Below are 17,557 nucleotides of genomic sequence, written 5' to 3' on the forward strand. Positions count from 1 at the left end.
GACCGTTGATGGCACCCGGCGGACGATCAGTCCAGCGGATTCGCCGCCTGGAGAGGCGCGCCGTCGCGCAGGGCGCGGTCCCACAGGACGGTGTGCTCGAAATGGAACCGCGCCTCGGGCGCCCGCCCGCCGCCCGCGGCCCAGCGGCGCATGGTCTGGAGCAGGTCCAGCGCGTCCTCCCGCTTCTGGTCGATCCGTCCGTTGGGCAGCCAATGGCGGAAATCGGCGAGCTCCTCCTCCGGCAGCCCCTCGGCGGCGGCGAGGCGGAGCACCCGGCCATAGCCGCGCTCCCGATAGGGCAGGGCCTTGGCGATGGCCTCCAGCCGCCGCGCCGTGGCGGCGGGGACGACGCCCTCCTGCGCGGCGTCGGCCAGGGTGCGGCGGATGTTCACCATGGCTTCGGACAGGCCGGGGTAACCGAGTTCCGCTGGGCCGTGGATCACCGCCACCTCGTCGTCGTCCTCTAGCCGCCCGTCGCGGAAGGCTTCGAAGACCGCGCCGACGCCGATCATGCCGAAGGGATGCAACTCCGCGGCGCGCAGGGCGCCCATGCTGGAGGACCCGAACACCGCCACCCCCAGGTGGATGGCGTGCAGAATCTCCTTGTGCCAGACGGACGGGATGTTCTCGAAATAGCCGTCCACGATGCCGATCGCCCGCGGCCTGCGCTCGCACAGCCGGATGATGTCGCCCTGGGCGACCGGCGGCAGATAGGTGGCGTCCAAAATCCGGGACGCGCCGGCGCGGGGCAGGGTGGGGCCGAGGAAGACGTAAAGGCCGTCCGGCGTCTGCATGGGAATCTCCGCCTTCGCACTCACGACACTATGCCCGATCCCAGACGCCGGCCGCGGCGCGCGCCCTTGCGCCCATCGCGTAGTCCGGGGAGGAGTCCAGCCCCTCCAGGCCGGGAATGACCAGACGGACCACGGCGATGCCGAACTCCGGCTTGGTCAGGTCCACCGCCACGGCCTCCTCGATGCCGGCGGCGCGCAGCCGGGCGAGCTGGCAGGCCAGATCCTCCTCGACGGTGCGCCCGGCGAGGCTGGGGATGGTAGCGAAGTCACGGCGCCCGGTGTCCTCGGTGATCAGCGCCGTCCAGCGCGCGTGCTGCGCCGGGTCGAGGTGGCGTTCGTATTCGGAGCGGGGCATGTCGTCGCGCGCCCCGGCGATGAAGGTCAGCCGGCTCTGCGCCGCTTCGGTCAGGGCGCGGGACAGAGCGACCTCCCGCGCGGCGTGGCAGCCCATGCCCATGGCCGGACGGATGCTGTGCTGCGGCGCGTCCTCCCGCGTCGCGATGCGGCAGAGGATGGCCGGCAGGCCGATGTCGCTGGTGATGTCCCACAGGCCGACCGCGACTCCCGCGTCGTCGAAGCGGTCGAGCAGCGAGCGGCAGACCGGGTCGGCGACGCTGTCCGGATCGATGCGGGTCGCGGCCTGGGCCTCCGGAGAGGAGAGGCGCCACAGGGTGGCGGCGTCGCGCTCGACCAGTTCGGTCATGGCGTGCGCGGTCGCCTCGGCGAGGCTGTTGCCCGAGGCCAGCCCGTTCGACCCGGCGAGGAAGCAGCCGGACCCCGGCGGCATCGGCAGCGTGAAGTTCAGATGCACCGTCTCGAACGGCACCCACCTCCGTCCGCCGCCCAGCAGGTCGTCGCCCTCGATCCACAGCATCGGCGTGTGGGGGGTGAAGGCGCTGGTCGACAGCCGCGGCAAGCGGGCGACATCGACCACACGATGGGTCCAGCGCAGCTCGTCGTAGCTGGCGAATTTCAGGGGCAGGGTGATGCGTTCGGCGTGGTAGCTCTCGATCGACTCCATGACGCCCGACGCCTTGGCGGCGGCCAGCGTCACGCCCTTGCCCTGGGCGACGGAGATGGAGCGGGAATTCGGCCGGGTCACCATCACGACCGGGATGCCCACGCTGTCCAGCCCCGTGACGTTCGCCACCCGCGTGATGCCCATGACGGGAAGGAAGGGGGTGACGCGGGCCAGGGTCTGGTCCGGCGTGGCGATCCGGTGGGTTCCGGTGGTGTGGACCTTGAGCGGCTGGTCGGACATGGCCGGGTCCCGGGCGATGCCGCGGACGAAATCGAGGGGCATGGAAGAGGGTCTCCGCCGTAGGATGCCGACTTGGTATGCCCGTGGTTGAGCCGGACGGAAAACCGGCGAAGGACGAAGGAGCGGGCGGGGACCGTGGCAGGCCGGCCAAGGAAAACGCCGGCCGCCACGGCCCGTAGAACAGGCCCGATCAGCGGGCCCTGCAGGTTCGCCCCGCCGATCAGAGGCCCGGGGTGATCGCGTGGCGGGCGGCCTCGTGGTCGTCGCTGTTGAAGGCGCGGCGGTCGCCGATGCGGGCGGCGGCGGTCAGTGCGGTGGTCTGCTCGGCAACCTCGGTCACGCCCTGGGCGGTCACGGCGAAGAGACGGCCGTCGGCACCACGGATGAGGGCGGTCTGGTCGATGATGGCGGTCATGGGAACAGCTCCTGGGCGTGGGTTTCGAAAAACCGCGAATACTGCGGTATGTCGAAACCTTGGCTGGAACGCCCCGTCCGGACTGTGAAGAACTTCACATGCCGGACGCCCCGTGCCCGGGTAAAAATCGCTTACACACGCACACGCGTATGTTTAGTCCCGGAAAAATTCCGGTGACCCGGGAAAAATTCGCCAAGCCGAGAACCGGCCAGCCGAGACAGGAGCGTACCGATGAAGTTGGACCGCCGCATTCCCCGCAGCCTTGACGAGATGGCCGACCTCAGCTCGCTCGCAGCCCCGCCCGCCGTGGTGACTCGCTCGCTGACGATCGGGGGGCGCCGCGCCAGCCTGCGGCTGGAGGCGACGATCTGGGACGGGCTGAAGGACATCGCCAAGTCCCAGGGCAAGTCGCTGGAGGCGCTGTGCGCCGACATCCACGACGGCCGGACGGAGGGAATTCCCTTCGCCACCAGCGTCCGGGTCTATGTGCTGGACCATTTCCGCCGCACCGCCGCGGGCAGCACCACGCTGGTCGCCTGACGCTCCGGCGGGGCGTTCACCGGTTCAGGTCGGACGCGGCGAGGCAGCGGCGGAAGGCCCGGCAGCGGTCGGCGAGCGGCAACATGGACAGTTGGCGGCTCATTGTCTCGGCAGCCGCCAGATGTTCCATGGCTTCGCGGTGCTGGCCGGTGGCGGTGAAGGCCTGGGCCAGCGCGAAGTGCGACCAGCCCTGCTCGGACAGTTGTCCGGCATCCGTCGCGATGCCCAGCGCGTTGGCGGCGCAGCCGATCGCGGTGTCGTGCTGTGCCGTTTCCAGAGCCAGATCGGACATCCAGTTCAGAATCCGCGGCCTGGGCAGCGAGTGATTCAGAATGTGCGCCTGCTCCAGGCTGGCGTTCAGCAGCCGTGCACCCTCCGCGGCACCGCCGGTGCGGGCGATGGCGTAGCCCAGCGCGCCCAGCGTGATCGGCTGGAAGATGTGCAGGCGCGTCGCCTCGGTGATCGTCACGGCGTCCTTCAGCAGAGGCAGGGCCTCGGCGAAGCGCTCGCCGATGATGTGGACCAGCGCCAGATGGACCTTCACCGACGACACGGAGAAGGCGTGCCCGACCTCTTCCGCGATGTCGAGCGCGTGGTGCATCACCCGGACGGCCTCGTCGTCGCGCCCCAGTTCGGCGAGGCAGCGGCCCTGGTAGGCGGCGGTGATGGCGACCGCCACCGCGGTCAGGCCGAAGCGCGCGCGCGGGGCATGGGCCAGCGCCAGGGTGCGTGCCTGCTCCAGCTTCTCCTGGGCTTCCGGGAAATGCCCCTTGTCCACCAGCATGCCGCCCAGCCGCATCAGCCCCTGGATGCGCAGTTCCATCGTCCCCTGGTTGCCCAGATGGTCGAGCGCGCTGCGGCTGAGCGCGATCGCTCCGTCGAGCACGCCGTAGACCCACTGGAAGGACGCCTTGAGCGAGGTCGCGCGGGCGTAGCGGATGCGGTCGTCGATGCCCAGCGCCATGTCCCGCGCCTCCTCCAGCGGGTCGCCGGCCAACTGGCGTCCCTGCGGCAGCAGGACAAGGGGAATACCGACCCACAGGTCGATCCGCCGCTGGGTGTTGCGGCGGGTGTCGGGCATGTGGTCCAGAGCCTTCAACGCTTGCTCGTAGAAGCGTCCGGCGTCGAAATGCTTGCAGCGCATCTCCGCCCGGCGCCCGGCCCGGCGGCCATAGGCGCAGGCGAGCGGCCAATCCTCGGCGTAGAAGGCGTGATGGGCGATCAGCTCCGCCCGGTTCGGCAGGTTGCGGTCGGACCGCCGCCGCAGGGCATGCAAAACGCGCCCGTGCAGCGGCTGGCGCTCCCGCTTGGTCAGGGTGGCGTAGGCGACCTCCTGGACCAGCGCATGGCGGAAGGTCAGCTCCAGGTTCGGCAGCAGGCGGGAGCGCGCGAAAAAGCCGCTCTGCTCCAGCCGGGCCAGAGCCGACGGCAGTTCGGCGGCGGAGATGGGAGACACCGCGCGCAGCAGGCCCAGATCGACCGAGGTGCCGATCACCGCCGCGTGCATCAGCACCCGCCGCGGGCCGGGCTCCAGCGCGTCGATCCGCGAGGCCAGCAAGCCGTGCACCGTGGCCGGCAGGGCCATCCTTGCGTCCGCCTTGCCCAGGCTGTAGCGGCCCGGACTGCCGACGATGGCCCCGGTCGTCTCCAGCGTGCGCAGCGATTCCTCCAGATAGAGCGGCACGCCCTGGCTTTGCGCCGCGACGCGCGCCTTCAGGTCGGCCAGCGACGGGCTGTGGCCCAGCCAATGGTCCAGGAACTCGTCGGCCTGCAGCGGCTCCAGCGGTTCGAGCGCGAGGGCGTGGACCGAGTCCGGCGCGGTCCAGCCGCCCGGCGTGTCCGGCCGTGACGTGACCAGGACGAGGACGCGGGCGTCCTCCACCCCTTCGGCGAGGGCGTCCAGCAGGCGGTTGGTCAGCCCGCGCGTCCAGTGCGCATCCTCGACGAGGATCAGCAGCGGGCGCTCCACGGACAGCTCGCGGATCGCCGCGACCAGCCCCTCGACGCTGAAATCAGCCTTCTGGGCGGGGTCGAGCCCCTGCCACAGCGGGTGGACGGAAAGCTGGCCGAGCAATTCCCGCATCGCCTCGCCGGCCAATTCGCCACCGTTGCGCGCGGCGGCGGCGGTCAGCCGCGCCACCGCCGAGCCGTCCAGCGTTGGGCCATCCAGCGTTGGGCCATCCACGGCCCCACAGACCGACAGGGCGAGGGACCGGGCCGCCGCCTCCAGGTCGTCGGGGTCGCCCAGGCGGCGGATCGGGAATTGCGGCCAGATGGAGATGGTGAAGGCCGCCGCCTCCGGACGGCGCATCAGCTCTCCGGTCAGCCGGGATTTGCCGATGCCGGCCTCTCCGATCAGGACGGCGCAGGCACCGCGTCCCCGCTCGGCCTGCCGCAGCGCGCCGGTCAGCACCGCCAGTTCGGGTTGCCGCCCCACGAACAGGGTGCCTTCGGCGGACAGCAGGTCCATCGCCGTGCGCCGCATCGCCCGCGCCGCCTCCAGGGCAAAGGCGGTCACCGGCTCCGCCGTGGCGGACAGGCGCAGCGTTCCCGCCGGGCGAACGGTCAGGCCCTTCGGCACGAGGTCCAACGTCTCGTGGCTCAGCAGCACGCTGTTGGGTTGCGCCCGTTGCTGCAGCTTGGCGGCGATATGCACGGTTTCGCCCACCGTGCGGTAGTCGGTCCAGACGCCGGTCTCGATGATCTGGGCGACCACCTCGCCGGAGCTGATGCCGATCCGCATCTTGAACTCGTCCGAATCGATGGCCGAGCGGGCGATGTCCTGCGCGGCGAGGCAGGCGCGCAGCGCGTGGTCCTCCTGAGCGGAGGGGGCGCCGAACACCGCCATGATGCCGTCGCCCAGAACCTGGGCCACCGTGCCGCCGTAGCGTTCCACCGCATCGGTCAGGATTTGCAGGATGGTGAGAAGGGTCTGGTCGGCCTCCTCCGGGTCGCGGCCCGACACCATGCTGGAGGATTCGACGATGTCGGCGAACAGCACGCTCACGACCTTGCGTTCCGCGCTGTTGCGCCGGGCCGGTCCGCCATCCGGTGGGTCGGCGGCGGGCATGGGTCGGCACGACGCCTCCTGAGGCGCCTCCTGAGGCGCCCCCCGAGGTGACGGCGTGGGCATCGATTGCGATTCGCCCAAGTCCATGTCCGTTCCGGCCATCGAAGCCCCCCTGCGGAGCGTCATCGGCATGTTAGAGGAAACAATTTCGAATGCGCAGACATTCAAAACAAGAGATGGATAATTTCACTCCGACAGCCTCAGCCTAACATATGTTGGTATGTTTCCTCGTGCAATCGGCAAGCGGCGGCGTGTCCCGGCCTGCATTCCTGCCGTGCCTGCCCTGGGTCGCCGCACGGGTTGAGGCGGTTGTGAAAAATAAGGCTTGCCTTGGCCGTCGCCGGGGCGTATACGGGCGCTCCTCCGCTGGAGCGGCGCGGGCGTAGCTCAGGGGTAGAGCACAACCTTGCCAAGGTTGGGGTCGAGGGTTCGAATCCCTTCGCCCGCTCCATTTTCAGCGCGGAGGGTACGAAAAAGGGCGGCCTCGGGCCGCCCTTTTCGCGTTTCGGAGTTTGCGGCCGGGCCGGCGGGTGGCGGGCCGTTCGGCCCGCCGTGCCGTGTTCCGGCCATCGTGTGGGTCGTGCTGACCGGCACGCCGAGCCACGTCGCGACGAACAGGGTGATCGCCCCGCCCGTCTCCGCGCAGGAGCCCTGGACCGGCTTCAGGTCGGTCAGCTTGGACCCCATGGTCTTGACGATGCGCCAGCCGCCGAACAGCGTGCCCAGCCCCATCGCGGCCTGGCAGGTGATGACCACCCAGAAGGGCACATAGAAGGTCGGCCCCAGCATGCCCTGCGAATAGAGCAGGACGGCGATGATGCCCATGGTCTTCTGCGCGTCGTTGCCGCCGTGCCCCAGGCTGTAGAGCGCGGCGGAGCCGATCTGCAGGTGGCGGAACAGCCGGTCGACCGCGAAGGGGGTGGTGCGCCGGAACAGCCAGGACACCGTCACGATCATCACGCTGGCCAGCAGGAAGCCGACCACCGGCGAGACGACGATGGCCGCGGCGGTCTTGGCCAGACCGGACACCACCACGGCGTCCAGCCCCGCTTTCGCCACGCCGGCCCCGACGAGGCCGCCGATCAGCGCGTGGGAGGAGCTGGACGGGATGCCCAGCCACCAGGTGAAGACGTTCCAGACGATGGCGCCCATCAGCGCGCCGAAGATGACATGCGGGTCCACCACCCCCGCCCCGACGATGCCGGTGCCGATGGTGGTCGCCACATGCAGCCCGAAGAACAGGAAGGCGATGAAGTTGAAGAAGGCGGCCATGGCGACGGCGGTCCGCGGCGACAGCACGCGGGTGGAGACGACCGTTGCGATGGAGTTGGCCGCGTCGTGCAGCCCGTTGAGGAAATCGAAGAGGAGGGCGACGCCGATCAGCCCGATGAGGATGGGCAGGGCGAGGGTAGCGGCTTCCATGGGATCAGACCTGTTCGACGATGATGCCGTCGATGGTGTCGGCCACGTCCTCGCAGGCATCGAGCACGCGTTCCAGCAGCTCGATGATCTCGCGTTGAAGGGCGTGGCGATGGGTGATGGGGGCGTCGAGCCCGCCGCTCTCGTCGCGCAGCCGGTGATTGGCCTCGCGCAGGAGCCGGTCGCCTTCGCTCTCGATCCGTGAGACCTCGGCGGTCATCGCGTGGAGTTGCTCGACGTGTTTGGGAATGTCGCGGAGCAGGGGGATGCCCGCGCTCAGCCGATTGGTGCAGCGCACGATGGCATCGGCCTGGGCGTGCATTTCCGGCGTGTAGTCGGTGAAGCCCGCCTCCACGAGGTGACGCGCGGTCTCCTCGATGAGGTTGAGGACGTCGTCCATCCGCTTGCCGAGTTCCTGGATGTCCGAACGGTCGAAGGGCACGATGAAGCTGCGGTGGACGGCGAGCTGGATGTCCTTCTCGATGGCGTCGGCCTCGCTCTCGACCCGGCGGATGGTCTGGAACCGCTCCTCCAGGTCCTGGCCGCTGGCCATCATCGCCCGCAGCGCCTCGGCGCCCGTGGCGACGGTCCGGGCATGGTCGGCGAACAGGTCGAAAAACCGTTCTTCGCGCGGCATCAGGGCCCGGAACAAATTCAGCATGCGTGGTTCTCCAACTAACGCCGGCCTGCACCGCTGGGGACCCCGCACGGACGCGCGCGAGCCTCAGCGTCGCGGCTGGTGTAACATCCCCGGCGCTTGTGGGGAGTCACAAAAGTGTCATGCCGGACCGGCTTGCGGCGAGATTTCACGGGGGTGCCCGGCGGAAAGACCGGTGATTTGCCGCGGCGGGCCGCTTATCCTGCCGCCGACGGATCGGCAGCGGGGAGGCGGGTGGCGCGTGGCAGGGGAAACGCAGATCGGCACGGAAACACAGATCGGCCTGACGGCGGCCATCGTTTCGGTGGGCGTGTCCTCGGCGAACGGCGCCGAGCCGCGCGTGGTGACCGTGCGCAGCGGCTTCGAGATCCCCGAATCGCACCGCCGTGGCGACGAGCCGCCGCCCCACCGCGACGCCCTGCCGGGCGCGCCCTTCGATCCCGAGCGCTTCCGCACCCTTCAGGACGGCCTGCGCGCGGTGGCGGAGGACGCGGCCGGGCTGACCCTGCGCTATGTGGAGCAGCTCTACAGCTTCGGCGACCGCTACCGCGACCCGCACGAGTTGTTCGGCGGCCCGCGCTCGCTGGTGGTCGGCTATCTGGCCTTGCTGCGCGAGGCGCCGCTGCGCATCGACGGCGCGGAATGGCGCGGCCTGTACGAGTTCTTCCCCTGGGAGGACTGGCGCGATTCGCCGCCGGCGCTGCTTGATTCGGTGATCCGTCCGGCGCTGGCCCGCTGGGTCGCCGCGGCGCCGGACGAGCCCGCCCGCGCCCGCCGCGGCGAGCGCGCCCGCATGGCCTTCGCCCTGGACGGCGGAGACTGGGATTCCGAACGGGTGCTGGAACGCTACGAGCTTCTCTACGAGGCCGGGCTGGTGGTGGAGGCGTTCCGCGACCACGACTTGGCCCGCCGGGCGGGGGTGGAGGAGCGGACGGTGCGGCTGGAGATGCCGCGCGCGCTGGGCCGCCCGATGGCCCGCGACGGCCGCCGCGTCCTGGCGACGGCGCTGGAACGTCTGCGTGGCAAGCTGAAATACCGCCCCATCGTGTTCGAGCTGTTGCCCCCGACCTTCACCCTGCACCAGCTTCAGCAGGTGGTGGAGGCGCTGTCCGGCGAGCGGCTGCACAAGCAGAATTTCCGGCGCCTGATGATCTCCGGGGGGCTGGTGGAGCCGACCGGCCAGTATGAGAGCCAGACCGGTGGGCGCCCCGCCGAACTCTATCGCTTCCGCCGCAGCGCCATCCTGGAACGCACGAGCACGGGCGCCATCGCCTCCCCGGAGGATTGACCATCGCCGATCTGGGGGTATCCTGCTGTCAAAGCCAAGGCCACCAAAGCCCATGAAGGGGAGCGAACGCGCATGACCGACTTCGACAGCACCTGCGACCTCTACGACCGGTTCGAGAAGACCGCCCGCGTCGCCGACCCTGTCTTCCGCGACTTCGGCGGGCGTTGCAAATTCAGCGGTGCGGCGGTGACCGTAAAGTGCTTCGAGGACAATTCCCGCGTCAAGGAGACGCTGGGCACGCCGGGTCGGGGCAAGGTGCTGGTGGTGGACGGCGGCGGCGGCCTGCGCGCCGCCCTGATGGGCGACCTGATCGCCAAGGACGCGGTGAAGAACGGTTGGGAGGGCGTGGTCATCCACGGCTGCGTCCGCGACGCCGCCGTGCTCGCCACGCTGGACCTGGGCATCAAGGCGCTGGCGGCGATCCCGCGCAAGACCGTCCGCAACGGCGAGGGCCAGAAGGATCTGCCGGTGACCTTGGCCGGCATCCGCATCAACCCCGGCGATCTGGTCTTCGCCGACGAGGACGGCGTGCTGGTGCTGACGCCCGAGGAGTTCGGCGCGACCGCCTGACCCGGCCGTTCTAAAGCCCTCCCCCGCCACGCGGGGGAGGGTTGGGTGGGGGTGCCAACGACGGCGCCCCCTCACACCTCAGCCCGCGACCTTCTCCCACCCCATCTTCTGGTACCGGTATTCCAGGATCGTCGGCGCCGCGCAGGCGTAGCCGACCCAGACGCCCAAAGTCATCAGAACGCCGGTCGGCCACAACGGGATGGAGATGAGGATCAGCGCCGCATGAATCGCGGCGTGCAGCCATTCCGCCTTTTTCGCGAAATAGACCGGGCCGAGCAGAAAGGCCCAGAGGATCTCGCGGTTGGTCACCGCCTCCCGCTGGCCGTTCGTGGGATTCTCGAACACCATCCCGGACGGAGCCGCCGCCATCCCTGCCTCCCTTTGGTTGTTTTCCATTCTATTTGGGGAGGCAGTCTGGACGACGGCGGCCCGGCCTGTCGAGGCCGAAACGACCTTTTTCCGGATGGTGGAGGCGGTGCCCTGACGGATGGATCAGGACACCGCCCCGTCCCGCCCGGCCCCCTTCCTTCCGGCCCCCACCTTTCCGGCCTGGGCCATGGCCAGAAAGCGCCGGCACTGCTGTTCGCGGTCGTAGCCGAGCAGCGTGCCGAGGATGAAGTCCTCCTCCGGGGTCAATTGGTTCAGCGGCTTGCGCACCACGCTGCGCACCATCGCGACGCAGGACGGGTTGCCGAAGAAGACGTTGACCTTGGCCTCGGTCACCGTCTGGACGTGGTAGTCGACGAACCGCTCCGCCAGCTTGCGGGTCACCGTGTCGGCGTCCCGCGTGCTGAGCGTCATCATGACCATGGGCCGGACGCCCTTGCTGTACTCGTACAGATGGTGACCGAGCAGGTGGACGGGCATGGCCAACCCATCATGGGCCAACCCATCATGGGGCATCACGCCAGCTGGCTGATCCATGCGGTGATCCGTTTGTCGGTTTGGGAGGACTGGTTGTCCGGATCGAGCGCCAGTCCGACGAACCGCCCGTCGCGCTCGGCGGTGGAGCCCGAATGCTCGTAACCGGCGGTGTCGGTGAAGCCGACGACGATCCCGCCCTGCGCCACCACCTGATCGTAGAGCGTGCCCATGGCGTCCACGAAGGACTCCGGGTAGGTTACCTGATCGCCTGTGCCGAACAGGGCGACCTTCTTGCCGTTGAGGTTGGCCGCCTTCAGCGTGCCGAAGTTGGCCTCCCAGTCGCATTGCAGATCGCCCACGCCATAGGTCGGCGCGCCGAGGATCAGCAGGTCGCAATTCTCGAAATCCGCAGCGGAGGCACGGGCGATGTCGACGGTCCTTCCCTGAATCTTCTTTGCGATGCGCGAGGCGACCGACTTGGTCGCGCCGCCGTCGGAGCCATAGATGATCGTGACGTTCATGGTCTCTCTCTGGGCAATCCTGTGGGCCAATCGGATCAGGGCCGGCAAGCAAAGACGAGAACGTCCGGCCTGCATAGAATGATAATAAGAATGACTCGCATTTGCAACATGACCATGACGGATTTGTGGGAATGTCGCGAAGGGGAGGCCGCGCCGTGGGGGCGGCGCGGCTCTCGGGCGCTTCAGGAGTCCTTGTGCGGGGACACGTTGGGCAGCAGCGCGGCGAACAGGCCGAGCAGGGGAACGACCGAGCAGGCCTGGAAGACAAAGCCGATGCCCTTCCAGTCGGCCAGGACGCCGAGCCCGGCGGCGGCCATGCCCCCGATCCCGAAGGCCAGACCGAAGAACAGGCCGGAGACCATGCCGACGCGGCCCGGCATCAACTCCTGCGCGTAGACGATGATGGCCGGGAAAGCCGAGGCCAGGGCCAATCCGATCACCGCGCTGAGCGCGACCGTCGCCGTCAGCCCGACATGGGGCAGCAGCAGCGTGAAGGGCAGGATGCCGAGGATCGAGATCCAGATGACCGTCTTGCGCCCGATTCGGTCGCCGACCGGCCCGCCGATGATCGTTCCCGCCGCCACCGCCGCCAGGAACACGAACAGGCAGAGCTGCGCCGAGTCCGGCGCCATGGCGAAGCGCTCCATCAGGAAGAAGGTGTAGTAGCTGGTCAGGCAGGCCAGATAGACGTATTTGGACAGGATCAGCACCATCAGCACAGCCAGCGCCCGGTTGACCTGCCCGCGGGACAGGCCGGGGTGACGGACCGCGGCGCCGCGGCGGACCGGGCGGGCGTGGTCGCTGCGCGCGTACCAGCGCCCGATGCCGGTCAGCAGCACCATGCCGCCCAGAGCGGCGAGCGCGAACCAGGACAGGCTCTCCTGCCCGCGCGGCAGGATGATGTAGGCGGCCAGCAGCGGCCCCAGCGCCGACCCGGCGTTGCCGCCCACCTGGAACAGCGACTGCGCCAGCCCGTGCGCTCCGCCGGACGCCAGACGGGCGATCCGCGACGCCTCGGGGTGGAAGACCGAGGAGCCGAAGCCCAGCAGGGTCGCCCCGACCAGCAGCGCCGCGTAATTCGGCGCGAAGGCCAGCGTGACCAGTCCGACCAGCGAGGCCCCCATGCCGATGGTCAGCGAATAGGGCGCCGGCCGCCGGTCGGTGGCGAGCCCGATGATCGGCTGAAGCAGCGAGGCGGTGATCTGGTAGGTCAGGGTGAGCAGGCCGATCTGCGCGAAGCTGAGGTCGAATCCGCCCTTCAGGATCGGGTAGATCGCGGGCAGCAGGGACTGGATCAGGTCGTTCAGCAGATGGCAGACGCTGATCGTCCCCAGGACGGGCAGGGCCGTCCCGCCGGCCTTGGGCCGGGACAGGGTGGTGTCGGTCACGGAAGGAAGCCTTTTTTGGCGCTTGGCCGGGTTTGGCGCTTGGCCGGCGGGCCGCGCGTTGCTTGGTGTGGGGCAACAGCCTATGGTGAGCCGCGACGGCCTGCCACCGCGGTCAGGCCGATTTCTTACGAGACTGGGCCATGGTCCGGAACCTGCGCATCGACACGGTCGAGGAGTCGCCCAGCCCGCTGATCGCTCTGGGGCAGGATCACGCGGACGGCACCCGGCTGGCGCCCCACGCGCACCGGCGTGGCCAGTTGCTGTCCGGGGCGACGGGGACGCTGCTGCTGTCCACCGCCCAGGGGCGCTGGGTGATGCCGCCCCATTGCGGGCTGTGGATTCCGCCGGGCGTTCCGCACGAGGTCCGCATGATCGGGATGGTGAAAACGCAGAGCCTCTATCTGGCCCCCGCGCTGGCCGACACCATGCCGGACCGCTGCGAGGTGGTGGCGCTGTCGCCCTTCTTCCGCAGCTTGATCGCGCGGGCGATCGACGTGCCGGTGGACTACGATCCGGACAGCCACGACGGCGCGGTGATGGCGTTGCTTCTGCACGAGATGCGGCGGCTTCCGGTGGAACCGCTGTCGCTGCCCTTTCCCGCCCACGCCGCCCTGGCGGAGCGCTGCCGGCGATTCCTGCAGGAGCCGACGATCCAGGCGACGATCGAGGCGTGGAGCGACGGGCTGGGCATGAGCCGCCGCAACTTCACGCGGCTGTTCCGGCGCGAGACGGGGCTGAGCTTCGTGGAATGGCGCCAGCAGGCCTGCCTGGTGTCCGCCCTGCCGCGACTGGTCGCGGGGGTGCCGGTGACGACGGTCGCGCTGGACCTCGGCTACGACAACCCGGCGGCCTTCACGACGATGTTCAAGCGGACGCTGGGGGCGTCGCCGAGGGCGTATCTGGCGGGGGCTGGCTGACTGGGAAAGAGCGGTTGCGTTTGGAAAGAGTGGGCTTTTGGCCGAGGCCATGCCGCACCGGAAGGGTGCTTACCCTTATCGGAAGCCGAACAGCGTGAAGAAAAGGGGCTTGTGGTCGTTCATGAACGCTTCCGGAAGCCTGCCGAGGCGGCCGGCGACAATGCTGCGTTCGAGCGTCGCAACCTTGTCGAATTGAACGCGCGACAGGCTTTTGAGGCCATTGTCAGCGGTCGGGGCAACCGGGATGTCGTAGGGACCGGCGTGTGGGCGTGACGTGATGGCACAGACAACAATGTCTTCTCCGTCGTTGTTGGCGGAGAGCACCAGAACCGGGCGACGCTTGTCGCCGGTCAAGTCGGTGTAAGGAAAGCGTGCAAGCAGCACGTCACCGAACGAAATCTTCATTGCGTTCAATGAGATCAGCGTCGGAGTAGAGGTCGGGTTCGTCGGCAAGATAGTTGAAGGCGCCGCCCTTCGCGTTCATCTCGGTGATCGAGATGTCGTCCTCATCGTCGACGGTCTCAAGGACAACACGCAGCAGACGCCGCGGAGACAGGCCGAGGCGCTTGAGGTCGTCCGGAGGAAGCAGGCGGCCGGCTTCAATGCGGTCGATGGTGGCTCTCATGGAGTCAGTCTACCGCAGGGATCGCCGGCCGGCTACCGTTTGTGGATATCCCCTCCCGGCCTCCCCCCGCTTGCGCGAGGGGAGGGGAAAGGGTGCAGGCAAATCAGGCGGCGACCGTGTCGGCCACGTCCTGGAACTCCTTGATCTGGTCGAAGTTCATGTAGCGGTAGATGTCGCCGGCCTTCTGGTTGATGACGCTCACCTGCTCCAGATACTCGGCCGGGGTCGGCAGCTTGCCCAGCAGGGCGGCGACGGCCGACAGCTCGGCGGAGCCGAGATAGACGCGGGTGTCGATGCCCAGGCGGTTCGGGAAGTTGCGGGTCGAGGTCGAGATGGCCGTCGAGCCCTTGCGGATCTGCGCCTGGTTGCCCATGCAGAGCGAACAGCCGGGCATCTCCATGCGGGCGCCCGACTTGCCGAGAACGCCGTAATAGCCTTCCTCGGTCAGGATCTGGGCGTCCATCTTGGTCGGCGGGGCGATCCACAGGCGGGTCGGGATGTCGGTCTTCCCGTCCAGGATCTTGCCGGCGGCGCGGAAGTGGCCGATGTTGGTCATGCAGGAGCCGATGAAGACCTCGTCGATCTTGTCGCCGGCAACCTCGGACAGCAGCTTCACGTCGTCCGGGTCGTTCGGGCAGGCGACGATCGGCTCCTTGATGTCGGCCAGATCGATCTCGATCACCGCTGCGTACTCTGCGTCGGCGTCCGGCTCCAGCAGCGACGGGTTGGCGATCCAATCCTCCATCGCCTTGATGCGGCGGCCGAGCGTCCGGGCATCCTCGTACCCGTTGGCGATCATCCACTTCATCAGGGTGATGTTGGAGCGCATGTACTCGATGATCGGCTCCTTGTTGAGCCGGACGGTGCAGGCGGCGGCGGAGCGCTCGGCCGAGGCGTCGGACAGTTCGAACGCCTGCTCCACCTTCAACTCGGGCAGACCCTCGATCTCCAGGATGCGGCCGGAGAAGATGTTCTTCTTGCCCTTCTTCTCCACCGTCAGCAGGCCCTGGCGGATGGCGTAGAGCGGGATCGCGTTGACGAGGTCACGCAGCGTGACGCCCGGCTGCAGCGTGCCCTTGAAGCGGACCAGCACCGATTCCGGCATGTCCAGCGGCATGACGCCGGTGGCCGCGGCGAAGGCGACGAGGCCCGAGCCGGCGGGGAAGCTGATGCCGATGGGGAAGCGGGTGTGGCTGTCGCCGCCGGTGCCGACGGTGTCGGGCATCAGCAGGCGGTTCAGCCAGGAATGGATCACGCCGTCGCCCGGACGCAGGGCGACGCCGCCGCGGGTCGAGATGAAGGTCGGCAGCTCGCGGTGGGTCTTGACGTCCACCAGCTTCGGATAGGCCGCGGTGTGGCAGAAGGACTGCATCACCAGATCGGCGGAGAAGCCGAGGCAGGCCAGATCCTTCAGCTCGTCGCGGGTCATCGGGCCGGTGGTGTCCTGCGAGCCGACCGTGGTCATCTTCGGTTCGCAATAGGTGCCCGGACGTACGCCCTGGCCCTCGGCCAAGCCGACCGCGCGGCCGACCATCTTCTGGGCGAGCGTGAAGCCCTTGCCGCTGTCCACCGGGGAGGACGGCAGACGGAACAGGGTCGACGGGGCGAGGCCCAGCGCCTCACGCGCACGGGCGGTCAGGCCGCGGCCGATGATCAGCGGGATGCGGCCGCCGGCACGGACCTCGTCGAAGATCACGTCGGACTTGACGGTGAACTCGGCGATCACCGCGCCGTTCTTCAGGGCCTTGCCCTCGTAGGGGCGCAGCTCGACCGTGTCGCCCGTCTCCATCTGCGAGACGTCGAGTTCGATCGGCAGGGCGCCGGCGTCTTCCATCGTGTTGTAGAAGATCGGGGCGATCTTGGAGCCCAGGCAGACGCCGCCGAAACGCTTGTTCGGGACGTAGGGGATGTCCTCGCCCGTCCACCACAGCACCGAGTTGGTGGCCGACTTGCGCGAGGAGCCGGTGCCGACCACGTCGCCGACATAGGCGACCAGGTTGCCCTTGGCCTTCAGATCCTCAAGCTGCTTGATCGGGCCGCGAACGCCAGCTTCCTCCGGCACGATGCCGGGGCGCGGGTTCTTCAGCATGGCCAGGGCGTGCAGCGGGATGTCCGGGCGCGACCAGGCGTCCGGGGCCGGCGACAGGTCGTCGGTGTTGGTCTCGCCCGACACCTTGAAGATGGTCAGCGTCAGGCTTTCCGGGACGGCCGGGCGGCTGGTGAACCACTCCGCGTCGGCCCAGGACTGGATCACCGCCTTGGCGTTGGCGTTGCCCTTGTCGGCCAGCTCCTTGACGTCGTGGAAGTAGTCGAACATCAGCAGCGTGGTCTTCAGGCCGGCGGCGGCGGCCTCGCCGCACTCGGCGTCGCCCAGCAGGTCGATCAGCGGCTTGATGTTGAAGCCGCCGAGCATGGTGCCCAGCAGCTCCGTCGCCTTGACCTTGGAGATCAGCGGCGAGGTCTCGTTGCCCTTGGCGAGCGAGGCCAGGAAGGCGGCCTTGACCTTGGCGGCGTCGTCGACGCCCGCCGGAACGCGGTGCGTGATGAGATCGACCAGGAAGGCTTCCTCGCCCTGCGGCGGGTTCAGGAGAAGGTCGACCAGCTCCTCGGTCTGCTTGGCCGAAAGCGGCAGGGCGGGAATTCCGAGCGCGGCACGCTCAGCGACATGCTGGCGGTAAGCTTCAAGCACGGTGCGGTCCTCTCATCCAAGGTTGCTCAACAGTCGTCCGATTCCCCGACCCCGGGGGGCGCGCTCGCGGGCCCGGCTTTTGCCCTTGCGGCGTCTTCCCACGCCGCCGGTCCTTCCATTCCGGAAGGAACTTCCGCGGAACGGAGATGTCTTACGTCGTCGCCTTGGGAGTCGTCAAGTCAACGCTCCGCCTGCGACACGTTTTCAGGCCCCGGCCATAGAAGTGGTATTACAACTTGCTCCCGCCGGCCCTGTGGAGGGGTGGCGATTTCCTGAATTCCTCATGGTTTTTGCAATGAACGCCCCGGTGGGGTTTCTGCGCAGGCCGCCGCATCACCATGTCAAACCCGCCGGCGAAGAGGTTGATGGTGAACAATTGGGCATGTAGGGTGTTCTGGCCGGCATCCACGGCACCGCGCAGGCTCCATGCCCTCAGGCTCCATGTCCCTTCGACACCGGATCACCGCCCGGTTCCTCAGCGTCCTTCTGGCGCTGGCGCCGCTGCAACCGCTGCCCGCCGCCGCCCCCGCGGCGGTGC

The 17,557-nt window shown here is 68.7% G+C and carries 16 protein-coding genes, 1 tRNA gene and 1 pseudogene; 5 read left to right on the top strand and 13 right to left on the bottom strand.

Features of this window, described 5'->3' with window-relative positions; all coding sequences use genetic code 11:
• Window positions 1-26: 26 nt before the first annotated feature.
• The 3 genes from AC1DVI_RS27860 to AC1DVI_RS27870 all read right to left on the bottom strand — a co-directional run bounded on the left by AC1DVI_RS27860 (window position 27) and on the right by AC1DVI_RS27870 (window position 2,470).
• The gene (locus tag AC1DVI_RS27860) at window positions 27-794 is read right to left on the bottom strand and encodes a TfuA-like protein (RefSeq protein ID WP_476960733.1); all 768 of its coding nucleotides are present in this window, start codon (window positions 792-794) and stop codon (window positions 27-29) included.
• 28 nt (window positions 795-822) lie between these two features.
• Window positions 823-2,097, bottom strand: coding sequence for a YcaO-like family protein (locus AC1DVI_RS27865; protein ID WP_476960734.1), 1,275 nt, complete (start codon window positions 2,095-2,097; stop codon window positions 823-825).
• Between the two features lie 178 nt (window positions 2,098-2,275).
• Window positions 2,276-2,470: a hypothetical protein gene (locus tag AC1DVI_RS27870; protein ID WP_149167556.1), complete on the bottom strand. Its 195-nt coding sequence runs from the start codon at window positions 2,468-2,470 to the stop codon at window positions 2,276-2,278.
• A gap of 231 nt (window positions 2,471-2,701) precedes the next feature.
• On the opposite strand from AC1DVI_RS27870, the gene AC1DVI_RS27875 reads away from it, so the two are divergent.
• Window positions 2,702-3,010, top strand: a complete 309-nt coding sequence (locus AC1DVI_RS27875) for a ribbon-helix-helix domain-containing protein (protein WP_476960735.1) — start codon at window positions 2,702-2,704, stop codon at window positions 3,008-3,010.
• 16 nt (window positions 3,011-3,026) lie between these two features.
• Here the strand turns inward: AC1DVI_RS27875 and AC1DVI_RS27880 are convergent, their stop codons facing one another.
• Entirely contained in the window at window positions 3,027-6,080 is a 3,054-nt protein-coding gene (locus AC1DVI_RS27880) for an ATP-binding protein (protein WP_476960736.1), read from the bottom strand.
• 376 nt (window positions 6,081-6,456) lie between these two features.
• Here AC1DVI_RS27880 and AC1DVI_RS27885 point away from each other — a divergent pair.
• Window positions 6,457-6,531 (top strand) — tRNA-Gly (locus AC1DVI_RS27885).
• 167 nt (window positions 6,532-6,698) lie between these two features.
• Here the strand turns inward: AC1DVI_RS27885 and AC1DVI_RS27890 are convergent.
• Together AC1DVI_RS27890 and AC1DVI_RS27895 are read right to left on the bottom strand one after the other, a co-directional pair.
• Window positions 6,699-7,562: pseudogene (locus AC1DVI_RS27890) on the bottom strand (inorganic phosphate transporter); the annotation flags it as partial.
• Window positions 7,507-8,160, bottom strand: a complete 654-nt coding sequence (locus AC1DVI_RS27895) for a DUF47 domain-containing protein (RefSeq protein WP_200527247.1) — start codon at window positions 8,158-8,160, stop codon at window positions 7,507-7,509. The pseudogene AC1DVI_RS27890 and the gene AC1DVI_RS27895, both read right to left, overlap by 56 nt.
• 238 nt (window positions 8,161-8,398) lie before the next feature.
• Here AC1DVI_RS27895 and AC1DVI_RS27900 point away from each other — a divergent pair, with 238 nt between their 5' ends.
• On the top strand, window positions 8,399-9,445 hold the full coding sequence (locus tag AC1DVI_RS27900) for an NUDIX hydrolase (RefSeq protein WP_476960737.1): 1,047 nt from the start codon (window positions 8,399-8,401) through the stop codon (window positions 9,443-9,445).
• A 72-nt stretch (window positions 9,446-9,517) separates the two neighbouring features.
• Window positions 9,518-10,015 carry a ribonuclease E activity regulator RraA gene (rraA, locus tag AC1DVI_RS27905; RefSeq protein WP_476960738.1) on the top strand — a complete coding sequence of 166 codons (498 nt, stop codon included), beginning with the start codon at window positions 9,518-9,520 and terminating at the stop codon, window positions 10,013-10,015.
• A 78-nt stretch (window positions 10,016-10,093) separates the two neighbouring features.
• On the opposite strand, the gene AC1DVI_RS27910 is transcribed toward rraA, so the two are convergent.
• The 4 genes from AC1DVI_RS27910 to AC1DVI_RS27925 form a co-directional block, all read right to left on the bottom strand.
• The gene (locus AC1DVI_RS27910) at window positions 10,094-10,384 is read right to left on the bottom strand and encodes a hypothetical protein (RefSeq protein ID WP_476960739.1); all 291 of its coding nucleotides are present in this window, start codon (window positions 10,382-10,384) and stop codon (window positions 10,094-10,096) included.
• Window positions 10,385-10,507: 123 nt separating this feature from the next.
• Window positions 10,508-10,939: a DUF2023 family protein gene (locus AC1DVI_RS27915; protein ID WP_476960740.1), complete on the bottom strand. Its 432-nt coding sequence runs from the start codon at window positions 10,937-10,939 to the stop codon at window positions 10,508-10,510.
• Window positions 10,918-11,400, bottom strand: coding sequence for a flavodoxin FldA (fldA, locus tag AC1DVI_RS27920; RefSeq protein WP_476960741.1), 483 nt, complete (start codon window positions 11,398-11,400; stop codon window positions 10,918-10,920). Before fldA ends, AC1DVI_RS27915 begins: the two co-directional genes overlap by 22 nt.
• A gap of 182 nt (window positions 11,401-11,582) precedes the next feature.
• Window positions 11,583-12,788, bottom strand: a complete 1,206-nt coding sequence (locus AC1DVI_RS27925; protein WP_476960742.1) for an MFS transporter — start codon at window positions 12,786-12,788, stop codon at window positions 11,583-11,585.
• Between the two features lie 140 nt (window positions 12,789-12,928).
• Between AC1DVI_RS27925 and AC1DVI_RS27930 the strand changes: the two genes are divergently transcribed.
• Complete coding sequence (locus AC1DVI_RS27930; protein WP_476960743.1) at window positions 12,929-13,705, top strand: AraC family transcriptional regulator; 777 nt, start codon at window positions 12,929-12,931, stop codon at window positions 13,703-13,705.
• A gap of 75 nt (window positions 13,706-13,780) precedes the next feature.
• Here the strand turns inward: AC1DVI_RS27930 and AC1DVI_RS27935 are convergent, their stop codons facing one another.
• The 3 genes from AC1DVI_RS27935 to acnB form a co-directional block, all read right to left on the bottom strand.
• Window positions 13,781-14,110 (bottom strand): type II toxin-antitoxin system PemK/MazF family toxin, encoded by a 330-nt coding sequence (locus tag AC1DVI_RS27935; RefSeq protein WP_476960744.1) that lies wholly within the window; start codon window positions 14,108-14,110, stop codon window positions 13,781-13,783.
• Window positions 14,091-14,330: a hypothetical protein gene (locus AC1DVI_RS27940; RefSeq protein WP_476960745.1), complete on the bottom strand. Its 240-nt coding sequence runs from the start codon at window positions 14,328-14,330 to the stop codon at window positions 14,091-14,093. The genes AC1DVI_RS27935 and AC1DVI_RS27940 overlap by 20 nt, the downstream gene beginning before the upstream one ends.
• 103 nt (window positions 14,331-14,433) lie before the next feature.
• Complete coding sequence (gene acnB, locus AC1DVI_RS27945) at window positions 14,434-17,019, bottom strand: bifunctional aconitate hydratase 2/2-methylisocitrate dehydratase (protein WP_476960746.1); 2,586 nt, start codon at window positions 17,017-17,019, stop codon at window positions 14,434-14,436.
• Between the last annotated feature and the right edge of the window lie 538 nt (window positions 17,020-17,557).

It is taken from the genome of Azospirillum sp. P4_B5 (assembly GCF_056402275.1).

Excerpts from the sequence above, each read along its gene's own strand:
- AC1DVI_RS27860 (WP_476960733.1), bottom strand. The coding sequence starts at position 794 with ATGCAGACGCCGGACGGCCTTTACGTCTTCCTCGGCCCCACCCTGCCC.
- AC1DVI_RS27865 (WP_476960734.1), bottom strand. The coding sequence starts at position 2,097 with ATGCCCCTCGATTTCGTCCGCGGCATCGCCCGGGACCCGGCCATGTCC.
- AC1DVI_RS27870 (WP_149167556.1), bottom strand. The coding sequence starts at position 2,470 with ATGACCGCCATCATCGACCAGACCGCCCTCATCCGTGGTGCCGACGGC.
- AC1DVI_RS27875 (WP_476960735.1), top strand. The coding sequence starts at position 2,702 with ATGAAGTTGGACCGCCGCATTCCCCGCAGCCTTGACGAGATGGCCGAC.
- AC1DVI_RS27880 (WP_476960736.1), bottom strand. The coding sequence starts at position 6,080 with ATGCCCGCCGCCGACCCACCGGATGGCGGACCGGCCCGGCGCAACAGC.
- AC1DVI_RS27895 (WP_200527247.1), bottom strand. The coding sequence starts at position 8,160 with ATGCTGAATTTGTTCCGGGCCCTGATGCCGCGCGAAGAACGGTTTTTC.
- rraA (WP_476960738.1), top strand. The coding sequence starts at position 9,518 with ATGACCGACTTCGACAGCACCTGCGACCTCTACGACCGGTTCGAGAAG.
- AC1DVI_RS27910 (WP_476960739.1), bottom strand. The coding sequence starts at position 10,384 with ATGGCGGCGGCTCCGTCCGGGATGGTGTTCGAGAATCCCACGAACGGC.
- AC1DVI_RS27915 (WP_476960740.1), bottom strand. The coding sequence starts at position 10,939 with ATGGATCAGCCAGCTGGCGTGATGCCCCATGATGGGTTGGCCCATGAT.
- fldA (WP_476960741.1), bottom strand. The coding sequence starts at position 11,400 with ATGAACGTCACGATCATCTATGGCTCCGACGGCGGCGCGACCAAGTCG.
- AC1DVI_RS27930 (WP_476960743.1), top strand. The coding sequence starts at position 12,929 with ATGGTCCGGAACCTGCGCATCGACACGGTCGAGGAGTCGCCCAGCCCG.
- AC1DVI_RS27935 (WP_476960744.1), bottom strand. The coding sequence starts at position 14,110 with ATGAAGATTTCGTTCGGTGACGTGCTGCTTGCACGCTTTCCTTACACC.
- AC1DVI_RS27940 (WP_476960745.1), bottom strand. The coding sequence starts at position 14,330 with ATGAGAGCCACCATCGACCGCATTGAAGCCGGCCGCCTGCTTCCTCCG.